At 65.5% G+C, this 11,735-nt stretch carries 10 protein-coding genes; 7 read left to right on the top strand and 3 right to left on the bottom strand.

All coding sequences use genetic code 11. The features are described 5' to 3' along the window. Nucleotides 1-97 precede the first annotated feature (97 nt). The gene (locus tag O3W51_RS45615; protein WP_269289832.1) at nucleotides 98-892 is read right to left on the bottom strand and encodes a type I restriction-modification system subunit M; all 795 of its coding nucleotides are present in this window, start codon (nucleotides 890-892) and stop codon (nucleotides 98-100) included. A 74-nt stretch (nucleotides 893-966) separates the two neighbouring features. After that, complete coding sequence (locus tag O3W51_RS45620) at nucleotides 967-3,054, bottom strand: N-6 DNA methylase (RefSeq protein ID WP_269289835.1); 2,088 nt, start codon at nucleotides 3,052-3,054, stop codon at nucleotides 967-969. 728 nt (nucleotides 3,055-3,782) lie between these two features. Between O3W51_RS45620 and O3W51_RS45625 the strand changes: the two genes are divergently transcribed. The 7 genes from O3W51_RS45625 to O3W51_RS45655 all read left to right on the top strand — a co-directional run bounded on the left by O3W51_RS45625 (nucleotide 3,783) and on the right by O3W51_RS45655 (nucleotide 9,915). Continuing rightward, the gene (locus O3W51_RS45625) at nucleotides 3,783-4,400 is read left to right on the top strand and encodes a type IV toxin-antitoxin system AbiEi family antitoxin domain-containing protein (protein WP_269289838.1); all 618 of its coding nucleotides are present in this window, start codon (nucleotides 3,783-3,785) and stop codon (nucleotides 4,398-4,400) included. Further along, nucleotides 4,400-5,299, top strand: coding sequence for a nucleotidyl transferase AbiEii/AbiGii toxin family protein (locus tag O3W51_RS45630; RefSeq protein ID WP_269289841.1), 900 nt, complete (start codon nucleotides 4,400-4,402; stop codon nucleotides 5,297-5,299). The genes O3W51_RS45625 and O3W51_RS45630 overlap by 1 nt, the downstream gene beginning before the upstream one ends. Nucleotides 5,300-5,624: 325 nt before the next feature. Further along, nucleotides 5,625-5,945, top strand: a complete 321-nt coding sequence (locus O3W51_RS45635; RefSeq protein WP_269289844.1) for a hypothetical protein — start codon at nucleotides 5,625-5,627, stop codon at nucleotides 5,943-5,945. Between the two features lie 5 nt (nucleotides 5,946-5,950). Then, complete coding sequence (locus O3W51_RS45640; RefSeq protein WP_269289847.1) at nucleotides 5,951-7,285, top strand: RNase A-like domain-containing protein; 1,335 nt, start codon at nucleotides 5,951-5,953, stop codon at nucleotides 7,283-7,285. 92 nt (nucleotides 7,286-7,377) lie between these two features. After that, a complete protein-coding gene (locus O3W51_RS45645; protein WP_269289849.1) occupies nucleotides 7,378-8,124 on the top strand; it encodes a contact-dependent growth inhibition system immunity protein in 747 nt (248 codons plus the stop codon). Nucleotides 8,125-8,200: 76 nt separating this feature from the next. Next, the gene (locus tag O3W51_RS45650; RefSeq protein ID WP_269289851.1) at nucleotides 8,201-8,863 is read left to right on the top strand and encodes a hypothetical protein; all 663 of its coding nucleotides are present in this window, start codon (nucleotides 8,201-8,203) and stop codon (nucleotides 8,861-8,863) included. Further along, nucleotides 8,860-9,915 (top strand): hypothetical protein, encoded by a 1,056-nt coding sequence (locus O3W51_RS45655; RefSeq protein ID WP_269289853.1) that lies wholly within the window; start codon nucleotides 8,860-8,862, stop codon nucleotides 9,913-9,915. Before O3W51_RS45650 ends, O3W51_RS45655 begins: the two co-directional genes overlap by 4 nt. Before the next feature lie 46 nt (nucleotides 9,916-9,961). On the opposite strand, the gene O3W51_RS45660 is transcribed toward O3W51_RS45655, so the two are convergent. Next, the gene (locus O3W51_RS45660) at nucleotides 9,962-11,614 is read right to left on the bottom strand and encodes a DUF262 domain-containing protein (RefSeq protein WP_269289855.1); all 1,653 of its coding nucleotides are present in this window, start codon (nucleotides 11,612-11,614) and stop codon (nucleotides 9,962-9,964) included. Nucleotides 11,615-11,735: the final 121 nt, after the last annotated feature.

Raw genomic sequence — 11,735 nt, forward strand, 5'->3', positions numbered from 1 at the left:
AAAACCCTCGGAGCCGACAACATCGCCAAGACCACCCGGGCGATCCGCGACGAACCCCAACGAGCACTCCCCATCCTGGGCATCACCAACGAACCGGTCACCTAAGGAACTTGATCAAGCCCTGGCCGTACACCGCGATGTCGTGGGTGTGGTCCTGGCCGCGCCGCTTGGCGACGAACTTGCCCGACTGCACGAACATGCCGCCCGAGCCGCAGGCCGGGTCGTACACCCGGCCCTCGTACGGTTCCAGGATCTCGACCAGCAGCCGCACCACGCTAGCGGGGGTGTAGAACTCGCCGGCGCGCTTGCCCTCCGCCCTGGCGAAGTTCTCCAGGAAGTACTCGTAGACCTCGCCGAGCACGTCCTGTGCCGGGCGGTCGCCGTGCCCGGTGAAGCGGGCGTCGCTGATGAGGTCGACCAGCTCCTTCAGGCGCTTCTGGTCCACGTTGTCGCGGTTGAAGATCTTCGGGAGGACGCCGGTGAGGGCCTTGTTGGCCTTCATGACCTCGTCCATGGCCTCGTCGAGAAGCTTCCCGACGCCGCCTTCCGCACTCGACGCGTTCTCCGAGATGTAGTTCCAGCGGGCGGTCGGGGGCACCCAGAAGACGTTCTTCTCGGTGTACTCGTCCTTCTCCTCCAGGAACGCCGCTCGCCGGTGCTCCGGGATCGCCGCGAGTTCGGGGTCGGCGGCTAGCGCCTCACGGCGCTCGGCAAAGGCGTCCGAGACGTACTTCAGGAACACCAAGCCCAGCACGAACTCCTTGTACTGGGCGGCGTCCATTGAGCCACGGAGCTTGTCTGCGGCCTTCCACAGGATGTCCTGGATCTCCTTGGTGCTGGAGACACCGGGCAGTTCGCCCTGTCCGGCGGCGGTTCGCTTACGCGGGGGCATCGATCCTTCTTCCTGGTGACTGCGCGACAACACAGCGTCAATGGTCAAGGAATGCACTATGTCAGGTGGGTAGTTCATGTGCGGTCCAGCGTGAGGGTGCCGTCCGCCAGGCCGGCGACCGTCAGCCGCCGGGCCTCGGCGAGCGCGTCGGCCTGAGCGCGCAGCAACGCCTCCCGACGCTCGGTCTCAGCCAGCAGGACATCGAAGCGTTCGACGTCGTCCGGGTCGAGATCGGGCAGCTGGTACTCCTCGATCCGGCGGGCGGGGCGTACGGCGCTGGGGCTGCGTCCGGTATTGCGGGCGGCTCCGAGCAGGGCCGCCAGCACGCGTGGGGTCAATGGACGTACGGTGCCGCGGATTACGCGGAGCACACGGGCCGGGAAGGCAACGACGCTGAATCCCTCGTAATCGACGTACAGGCCAAGTCGGGGCACCAGGGTGTAGACGACGTCGGCTGGTTCGGTGAGCGCCACCCGGTCGTACTTCGCTGCCAGCACCAGTCGGTCCATGCGGCGTGCTCCGACGCCACCGCCCCCGGTGATTTCCTCGGGGCCAAGTACCGTGTGGTGGCCGTCCCCGACGAGATGGTTCTCGTCGAGGCGGTTGCCCTGAAGCTTGACGACCCTGCCCTCCGCGATCAGCGCGCCGAGGGTGGTCCGCCGGGGCATGCGCCCGATCCGTCGCAGGATGCCCCCGTGGTACGGGCCGTGCTCGTCCCCGTAAGACCGGGCATGTGCCTCCGCACGCTCAAGGTGCGCCTCGGCCTCAGCGATGAGCGCGGGTCGCTCGGTGACCGTGCGGGACAGGATCGCGGAGGCGGGCGGTGCGGGCGGGGTCAGCGGGCCGCCGAAAGCGCGGTCCAGATCGGCGATATCCACCACGCGTCCGTAGCGGGGGTCGTGGCCGTCGAGAGCGCGGAATCCCTCAGCGCGCCAGAGGAGAACGTCCTCGGCCAGCTGGGTGCGTACGCTCTCGCTCAGAAGCTCGGCGCTGATGTCGGCGAGTAAGACCTTGCCCTCGGCCGACGGAACGGGGTCTCGGGTGAGAATCCAGAGAGCCGGCCGGTAGCCAGGGCGGTAGGGCAGCACGCCACCGGGTAGGGCGATGACGGCCTCGACGATCTTGCTACGTAGGAGAGCTGAGCGCAGCTGTGATTCCTCCGTGCCCCGTAGTGCGTCCACAAGGGCGTCGGCGGGCCCTAGTACGAGGGCGGTGGAGCCGGATCCGAGTAGATCGGCGATGCGCTCGACGCCTTCCAAGGCGGCAAGCACCGAGCGGCCCTCGCCGGGACGGTACGGGAGCTGAGTGACGATGAGGTCCGGGTCTGCGAGGCGCTCCTCCAGATCGTGACCGGTCTGTACGTCGAGGGCGAGTTCATCGACGCCCGCGAGGAGCAGGCGGCGTCGGACGATGCGGGCCAGCCGCTCATCGGGATCGGCAGCCAGGACGGTGATGCGCTCAGAGTCGTCAGCCTCACGAAGTAGCGCGACGAGGAGGTCGCCTACGCGGGCGTTCGGGTCGGCGAGGGTCAAGGATCGGCCGTGCTCGAGTCGGGAGCCGAGATCGGTGAGCTGGGTGAAGAGGCCCTGCAGTTCTGGGGCCAGGGCATCTGCGGCGAGCGAGTCGAGGCCCAGCCGAGAGCGGGAGGCGATCAGCCATTCGTATGCGCCTCGCTCGTCGTAGGCGGCCTCGACCAAGTTCTCAGCGAGCCTGGCGAGCGGGGCTGCTGCCGCATCCACAGAGCGAAGCTCGCGCAGGACGAACTCGTCCTCGGCATCCATCCGTCCGGCCCTGGCTAGCACGGCGGCCCATAGCTCCCGGTCGTTGTCCGCAGCGGTGACATCGCTATCCGAAACGACGTTGGCCAGCGGGTGACCGTCGAGCTTGCGCAGACAGAGGAGGCTGCCAACAACCTCGACAAGCTGTTGTGCGCCGAACCGGCGTGCCTGCGCCTTGATGCCGAAGAGAGCTGTCTCGGAACGAAGTTCGGTCGGATCGGCGTTGCCGAGGCCAGTGGCGGTGAGCCAGTCGGTCACCTGGCCGCCGTCGAACAGAGGACGGCCGGCACTCTCCGCGACGACGGCCGGAAAGTCCGCGTGCCGCCGGCGCCAAGTGGAGACCACAGGGCGCTTCACCTGTGCGAGAGCCGCAATGTCCGACATCGAGACGAGAGGCCCAGCCGCAGGGAAATCCGAGGAGCGCAGCTCCGCTTCCGTAAGGTGATCCATGATGTGCGCTCCTCTCCAACGATCCGTGTGCAAGCAACGGTGGCCTAATCGGGCGCCGCCCACCGCTGGCCCCTAGAGCGTCTGCTGCCCGGTGCATTCGAACCATACGGCTGGCGCTCGGCAGAGTCCCACTAACCCTCGATAACAGGGGTTATCAGGCTTCGTGGAACGATCCTGGATGCTCTGATGGGATCACAAGAATGCCGTCGGAGTCTGAGTTTCCGCCGAACCACGCCTCCTCGGTGTATGACTCGCAGAGTGGCGGTCGCGTCCCGGGATTGCCGTACCGCTAGAGCTGGCTGCCCAGAGGGGGCGTCTCGCGGGGGCCATTTGCGTGAGCGATGCGTGAGCGGACGGTCCGGAAGGAGCCACCCAGTCACGGACAGTGAAACATGCCGCGCGGCGCTGACCAGCAGGAACAGCACCGCGCGGCACGTTCAGTCACTCAAGATCACGATCCCAGCGGCTCTTGTAAGGCGAGGGCCGGAGGCTTGAACGCGGCAGAGATTCAATGAAACAGCAGGTCAGGGGATGTATCGGCCTTCAGAGGAGGAATGCGGAGGGCCGTGTGCGTGAGCGGTAAGGGCTGCTCGGGTACGGGCCTCGCTAGGATCTGTATTGAATCCATCCCATGAGGGCCGCATATGGGTAGGATTTGATACGTGGATCCCTCGGAAGATGACTCTCGGCTCGGGTTGCGGTTGGCTGCGCTGCCGCCCACGTTCACCACGGCGCAGGCTCGTGGAGCGGCCCTGTCGCCGCGGGATCTGGCCGCTCTGGCCCGGGCCGGGGAGATTGACGAGCTGTCGCGGGGTGTCTACCGTCTCGCGACCGCACCGGAGACCGCGTACCTGGACCTGCTCGCTGTCTGCGCTCGGGCTCCTCATGCTGTCCTGTGCGGCGAGTCAGCTCTCGCTCTTCACGAGCTGATCGACGACATCCCCTCAGCGGTACATATCGCTGTTGCGCGTGGCACGCACCGGCCGGTGATCTCCTATCCGCCTGTCGTGGTCGCTCAGTATGCGGCGGCGACGTTCAGCCTGGGGGTTGAGCAGTTCGAAGCGGCGCCGGGGGAGACCATCGCTGTATACGGCGCCGCGCGCAGTGTTGTTGACGCGATGCGCCTACGGAGCCGTTTCGGGGAGATGCTCGCGCTCTCCGCGCTCGGCCGGTATGTGCGCGGGAGCGGGCGTGAAGGTGTTGGCGAGTTGCAGCGCATCGCGCGCGAACTGGGAGTCCTGTCTGTTGTCCGTCCTGCTGTTGAGGCGGTTCTTGCCTGATGTCGAAGCCGACCCGCGACACCACAGCCGGCCGCGTCTACAACGACTTGCGCAACTTGGCCCGGAGGCAGGGACGGTCCACCGACGAGGTCATGGTCGAGTACGTGCTCGAACGCTTCCTCTACAGGCTGGCGCAATCACCTCTCGGCGGGAAGCACTTCGTCCTTAAGGGCGGACTCCTGCTCGCCCAGTTCGGCGCCCGTCGGATGACCCGTGACATCGACATCCTCGCCCGCGCTTTCCCCGGCGATGATGCCGAGATCGTACGCAGGATCGCTGCGATCGCGGAGTTGGAGTTCGACGATGGTGTCGCATTCGATCCGACCACGCTCAAGACCGTGCCGATCCGTGAGGATGACGAGTACCACGGTGTGCGTCTGGTGATGGTTGCCACGATCGCCCGTGCGCGCCTCAAGCTGCAGCTGGATGTCAGCTTCGGGGATCCCGTCACACCGAGTCCGCAGATCATCGAGTACCCCCAGCATCTCGCCGCTGAGAGCTTCCGGCTGTTCGGCTATCCGATCGCCACAGTCATCGCGGAGAAGCTCTCTACTGCGGTGTCGCTCGGCGACTTCAACACCCGTGACCGCGACTATGCGGATCTCTACCGTCTGATCTCGCTCAACAGTCTCGACGGCGGCGAACTCGCCGCAGCGCTCACAGCCACGGCCGCTCACCGGGGCATTGACCTCCAGCTGCTCAGTGCCTCGGTCACGGACCTCGGTGAGCGCCGGCAGACGTCCTATGCTGCCTGGCGCCGTCGACAGGGCCCGGCGGCAGCCGGTTACCCAGAGACGTTCAGCGTTGTGGTGGCGCTGGTCACGGCCTTCGCGGATCCTCTGCTTGGCGGCGAGACCGGCGCACGTAGCTGGCACGCCGACCGCGGAGCATGGTCATAGAAGCGTTGTGAACCAACCAGGTGCGACGCCGGGGCATTGTCGGCTGCCTCAGGCATGCTCACCCACGTCTTCCTCTGTACCAACGGTGGTTCTGTAGCGCTCTTCCGGCCGGGAAGTTGTCGACGGCGGAACGCCATGGGGCTGAAATGCGTACTACCGCCCCAAGCGCATCAGTGGTCACATGGATGGCGATGGCCCGGGCACGCAGGGAGCTTCGGCTGGCCCCTCGTCGGCGCTGTCAGTGCCGCAAGGCGTGATCGACATGATCTTGTAGTTGGAGCTCGCCGCTGGTGGCGAGCGTGGTGGGTATGGGGGATGGGCTGGCATGGCGGGGGATCTGCACACGGAAGCGGCGTCGATGACGGCCGCCGCGACCAATCTGCGGAACGCGACGCACAAGCTGCCCAAGGCGCTGAGCGCCTTCCGTGCTGCAGCCGGTGATCTGTCCGCGTTCGGCGCGCTCGGCTCGCTGACGTCCGCGACCCACACCGTCGGGAACGCCATGGACCAGCTGGGTGATGCAGTCGAGGCGCTGCACAGTGAGTGGGGCGACGAGGCCACCGCGCTGGGGGACATCGGGACGCTCATCGACGAGGTCGACAGGCTCATCGCCGGAAAACTTGGCCAGGGCAAGGGCAGGGCGTAGCCGGCGTGGTCGATCTCAATCCCCTGCATCACAGCCTCAATCCGCTGCACTACCTGCACAAACTCAACGAGGCGATAGGCCACTCCACGGCCGATGTGCTGGAGTTCATCGGCGTCACCGACCCGGCGGTCGACCCCGACGGCATCCGCGAGATAGCCAAGCACTGGAAAGACCTCGCCAAGGATCTGTCGGACGCCTCCTGGCACACCATGACCGCGCTGGACGGCGTGCAGTGGGAGGGCAAAGCCGCTGAGGCGTTCGCAGCCCGCGCTCATCAGGTCCGGGGCCACGCGGACAAGGTCTGCGGCATCCTCGACAAGGGTGAGGCAGCGCTCCAGCACTTCGCCGACGAAGCGCACGAGCTGATATCCGAGATCGGCGTGATCGCCGCCGAGATCATCGAGTTCGAAGCCGCGGCGCTGGCACTGACCCTGATCACCGGGCCCATCGCCGAGGCCGCCGCCGCGATCGCCTCCGGCGAACGCGCCATGAAGATCATGGCGCTGATCGCCCGCATCGAAGAAGCCGGCCGTCGCATGGCCCGCATCCTCGAAGCCCTCATCGAATCCGTCGGCGGCCTCGCCCGCGCCCTCAAGGCGCTCGAGTCGATCGCCAAGATGGCGCTGTCCGGCGCCGGCACCGCGCTCGCCTGGGACGCGCTCTTCGACACCGAGCGGCTCAAGGATCCCGGCGCGATCAAGGACGACTTGGAGATGGGAGCCCTCCTCGGTATCGCCTTTGGTTCCGCTGGAAAGCTCATCTCCGAGCTGGGGAAGTCCATCGGGCCGCTGGGTCCCGCCCTGGCCCTTGCGGGCAAGGACGGCGGGGCCATGGCGGATCTGTCCCGTCTACGGGAGATGCTCGGTAGCAAGTGGGACGAACTCCAGGTCCTCCTGAGGAATTTCGAGGACAAGTGGCCACGTGGTGGCCCGAAGCCGCCTCTTGCCCGGGAAATCGACCTCGCAGAGGAAGAGGCAGCGGGCGGTCACTCCATCGGCAAACATGTTGGCAAGAAAGATCAGGATCTGCGCGATCGGATCACGAAAGAAGGTCTGGATGCGGCGTCGTCGTTCCACAGCTACACCGAGGCGCAGAAGGCCGTCAACGATGTCATGAAGGATCAGAAAGGCAAGATTGAGACGTGGCTGAAGAGCGGCAAGGGTTTGAAGCAGGACTTCACTTCGCGGTTCGAGAACGCTGAGATCGGGAAGAGCATCACTCGCGATGAGATGATGATGGGGATCGCGCCGCACTCGGTGGACGGGGTCACGATCGTGATCAAGCGGGATCCGTCGGCACCGGAGGGCTACAAGATTCTTACCGCTTTTCCGAGTCCGTGACGCGGCTCCGCACCCGAAGCAGTGTTACCGCCTGCGTCAGCTTCCACAGGCCGTGAACGCCCCATCATCTGCTATCAGCAAAGGTATTGCGCATGGCCGACCAGTCGTATGAGGACCAGGGCGAGCCCACCTCGGAACCGGATGAACGTTGGTTCCAGGAGCTCCCGGGCCTGCTGCACGCTTACGCTGCGGCCCGCAGGGAGGCTCGTATTGCTGACCCGAACGGACCCGCGGCTGACATCGACACGAAGCAGGCGCCTTCGCCGGCGATGCTGAGCTACCTGCGGGAAGCCGCGCGCCATCCTGGCCGGGCGACCCGGGTGATTTCGGAGATCGAGCGGATCCTCGCGGAGGGGCCCACGGACGAGGTTCTCCTGCAACTCGCCGACGCGGGCATCAGTCCGGAGCGCCTGCATGCCTCGGACCAAGCGGACCCGGCTGAACATTTCAACCGTATGCTGCCGCATTTGCAAAGGTTTGTCGCCGACGGAGAAAAGGCGGTGCAGGCGCCCCCGCAGACCCGGTGGGAATGGAAGGAGCGATTTTCCGACCTCGGGTCGTTGCTCGGCGGCCAGTTCTATATGTACTGGCAGGACGACTACGATCACGAGGGAGCGCTCACCGAATTCATCGAAGCGCTCGGGAGCGATACAGATTGGGCCGGGACGATTCTGCAGAACATTGCCGACGTCCGTGCGATCACCTCGTCGGAAAAATCCTTGGAGCATGCATTCCGCATGCTTGGCTTCTACGGATATCCGCCGAAGGGCACGAGCTGGAAGCAGTGGCTGGCCCGCATCGAGGAACGGCTGCGCGAATACGTCCGGGACAACTCGTAGCACCCTCCGCCCCAGCGACGAGACACAGGCCGTCTGTCGCCCGCATCCCGTCGCCCGATAGCGTGAGGGAGCTTAGATGTTCGAGAAGCCTGAAGGGGTGTACGTGACTACCCGCACTCTGCCTATGGCGGCCACTGTGGCCGCCGCCGTCCTGCTGCTCACCGCCTGCGGCGGTGGTTCCGACGACGGATCGGACAAGATTGCCGGCGTTCCGACCAACGGTCCAACATCGGCGAGTTCGCCGACTGCCGATGCGGTACAGCGACCGAAGGTCGCTCTCCCCGCAGATCTCAAACTCACCTTCGAAGGCGCCTCCAGTGGAGACGCAAAGAAGGATGCTGTCTGGGCGGACGCCGCGGAGCGCGTGCGTGCCATGGATGAGGCGATCGTGAACGGGAAACCCGATTCACCGGCCGTCTCTTTCTACTCCAAGGGCAGCACGCAGTCCTCCGCACGCACGTCGATCAAGTGGTATCTGGACCACGGCTACTCGCTCACCGGGACCACGCGCTACTACAACCCCGGCGTCACATTCACGGGTAGCGGCGCGGCTCTGACCTATTGCGGCGATGAGAGCAAGGGGTACGCCAAGGACCGCAAGAGTGGCAAGGTCCTGACGACGCCGGTCACCAAAGACGCCTACGTCTTGTACGTGACGAAACTGGAGAAGAGCACCCAGGGCGTGTGGCAGACCAGTGACGTTCTCACCCAGCGGGGGTCCGCACAGTGCCAGCCGTGAGTCTGAACCGCCTCGGTGCCGGCGCTCTCGTCATCTGCGTGACCCTGCTCTGCGTGCCGACTGCGGCCTACGCCACCACTCCCGGCGGAGGTGACGAGCAGTCCGGACAGAGCTCCGGAACGAACAACAACGACGAGCACACCATCGCCGCCAAGGCCGGCGCCGTCACGTACGACCGGAGCAAGAACGGTGCGGGCAAGTCCGTCGGGCCGGTGACCCCGGCCACCAATTGGACACCGCCACCGTGCTGGTTCGCACCCAACTACGACCCGAAGGCGTTCAAGGCGCTGTGGACCGACCGCCTGTCGATCACCGGCGACAAGACGTGGGTCGCCTCGATGTACGACCACTACGAAAAGGGCCACCCGTACACGGACTGGAACCTCGATAAGGCCGGCAAGGGCTACTGGTGGACTGCGGACTTCCGCGACGACACCGGCAAGACGCCGATGACCGACTCCGATCGCGTCCAGGTTGCCGCTTGTTTCGAGACGAAGGACTTCTGGGCTGCCACGCGTGAACAGCCCAAAGAGCCGAACGCCATCAACCCGAAGGTCCTCTCCGAACTCGCCTACGCCGAACTCCGTGTCCCGGACACAGAGATCAGCTTGAACCCTGACGCCAAGGCTCCGCAGACGGTCAACCTGGCGACCTGGGCGTGGCTGGACAAGACCGCCTTCCATCCGGTCTCGGTCACCGCTTCGGTACCGCTGCTCGGCATGTCCGCGACGACCACCGCGACCCCAGTGGGTGTCACCCTCGACCCGGGCACGCCCGATGCCGACGTCTATCCCGCCAATGGCGTCTGCCCGCTCGGTAAGGACGGCAGCATCGGCACCCCTTACACCGCCACTGCCCATGGCACGCCGCCGTGCGGCGTGACCTACCGCCACGCGTCCGGTGCCAACAGCCCGTATCACTTCAAGGCCACCGTCACCTGGAAGATCAGCTGGACGGGCACCGACAATCCCAAGCCGGTCGACCTCCCCGACGGGACCTTCGGTACCACCACCGACCTGACCGTCCGCGAGATCCAGACTGTCGTTCGCTGACCTTCATTGGCCACCACCCGGCGAGGCCAGAGACTGCCATGGGGCGTTATAGCTCCCAGGCGGAGCAGAGCTCGCCGATGAGCTCGCTCTGGCGGGCCGCCAGGGTGGTGGGGGTCCAGCTGTTCGCACTGACCACCTTTGCGGTCAAGGCGAAGTTGGCGACACCGAGCTTGCCGGTGAAGTACGTGGCCTTCTTCTTGGCGAAGTCGTGGTTCTGCGCCTCGGCGTTCTTGTAGCGGTTGAGCAGGACCAAGTTGCCCAGCCGGTGGGTCCAGAACTGCCGTTCATCGTCGGTGAAGTCGGCGAGCCACTGGGAGTCGGCCTTCGGGTTCTGCGGGAGAACGTGCTCGACGGTGATCAGGGGGTGGTTGTAGACGACGCCCGAGCTCTTGGCCAGCGCTTCATCCAGGCGCAGCAGGACGTACTTGCGGGTCTTGAGGTCCAGGTACAGAGGTCCGTTGATACGTTCGCGGGTTGCCGAGAGCTCTTCTTCGGTGAGCCGGAGTGAGGGGGAAGCAAGCCCCTGGCCGGCGTCGAGCTCCTTCAGCAGCTCCGCGTATCGCTGGACTCGTGGCGTGGTGTACACGCGGCGGATGAACATGCTGGCGGCTAGGCGTTCGAGAGCCTGGAAGAACTTGGCGAGCCACTCCGGGTCCGGCGCGTGATTACGGAGCGCCCAGAGTGCCGATGGCCGCCAGTCGTTGTTGTCGATCTGCACCAGGCGCTGGAACCAGACGTTGACCCGCTCAGCGCCGGTTGCGGCGGCGTAGTCGTGATCCCGGATCTGGGCGTACGCATCCGCGTAGGGCACCAGTACCTCGTTGACGAAGGCCTGTGCCTTGCCCGGGAGGAAGTGCTCGAGGACCTGCTTGGGGAACTCTTTGAGCAGTTCCGCCTTGGCGCGCTCCTTCGCGTAGATCATCCGCAGATGCAGGAAGAGGTCCCCGAAGTCGTCGCGGCCCAGAGCTTCCTCGGCGTTCTCCCACTTCGCGGCTGCCACGTCCGCGGCATGGCCCTCACCTAGGTCGCCGATGATCTGGGACTTGAAGATATCGGCCGGGGAGAGGTCGAGGCCGCGGGAGTTCATGACGCTGAAGATCCGGTGCGCGCTGTGGAGATCGGGCGTACTGACGACGACGAGAAACGTACGCATGATCAGCATCTGCACCAGATCGAGCCGTCGGCCGGCCGTCCACTCGGACAGCGCCTTGTGCAACGACTTGGCGTTGTCCCGTAGGGCCTTCTGCGCGTCCGTCTTCAGTCCGGCAGCCGACAGGTCCAGCAGCGCTGGAATGGCACCCCTCGTCTGCACGTTGCTCCGGAAGAACTCCGCGTCCTTGCTGCGCAGGGTCAGCCGCGGCTTGGCAGCCAGACCTTTGGAGATTTTGCCCGGCTCCGCCACCGCCGCATCCAACTCCGCCTGCAGTTCCGGATCGTCGGCCAAGTCCCGCAGCACCGCAAACAGGATCGTCAAAGTGGTCAGCCGCTGCTGCCCGTCGATGACCTCAGCGATGGCCTGGGAAGGGTCTTTCACCAGCACGATCGACCCGAGAAAATAGGGCTCGTCCGACCCGCTGTCCAATGTCTCCACCAGGTCGGACAGCAGCTGGTCGGCCTGGTCGACCCCCCACGCGTACGGGCGTTGATACGTCGGTATGCGGAAGTCGTAGTCGCTGCAGAAGACCGGGGCCTCCCCCAAGGCCGGGTAGTTAGCGTTTTCGCAGGTCACGCAAGTGCCTGGAAGGTTTCTCGACGTAGTGCAACGGAGCTCGTTGGTACAGGCAGTCGTCCAAGACAGCTTGTTGCCGAAGGAGCTCCGT

Source organism: Streptomyces sp. H39-C1 (genome assembly GCF_027158125.1).
GTDB classification, from domain to species: Bacteria; Actinomycetota; Actinomycetes; order Streptomycetales; family Streptomycetaceae; genus Actinacidiphila; species Actinacidiphila fildesensis.

Excerpts from the sequence above, each read along its gene's own strand:
- O3W51_RS45615 (WP_269289832.1), bottom strand. The coding sequence starts at position 892 with ATGCCCCCGCGTAAGCGAACCGCCGCCGGACAGGGCGAACTGCCCGGT.
- O3W51_RS45650 (WP_269289851.1), top strand. The coding sequence starts at position 8,201 with ATGTTCGAGAAGCCTGAAGGGGTGTACGTGACTACCCGCACTCTGCCT.
- O3W51_RS45635 (WP_269289844.1), top strand. The coding sequence starts at position 5,625 with ATGGCGGGGGATCTGCACACGGAAGCGGCGTCGATGACGGCCGCCGCG.
- O3W51_RS45645 (WP_269289849.1), top strand. The coding sequence starts at position 7,378 with ATGGCCGACCAGTCGTATGAGGACCAGGGCGAGCCCACCTCGGAACCG.
- O3W51_RS45630 (WP_269289841.1), top strand. The coding sequence starts at position 4,400 with ATGTCGAAGCCGACCCGCGACACCACAGCCGGCCGCGTCTACAACGAC.
- O3W51_RS45620 (WP_269289835.1), bottom strand. The coding sequence starts at position 3,054 with ATGTCGGACATTGCGGCTCTCGCACAGGTGAAGCGCCCTGTGGTCTCC.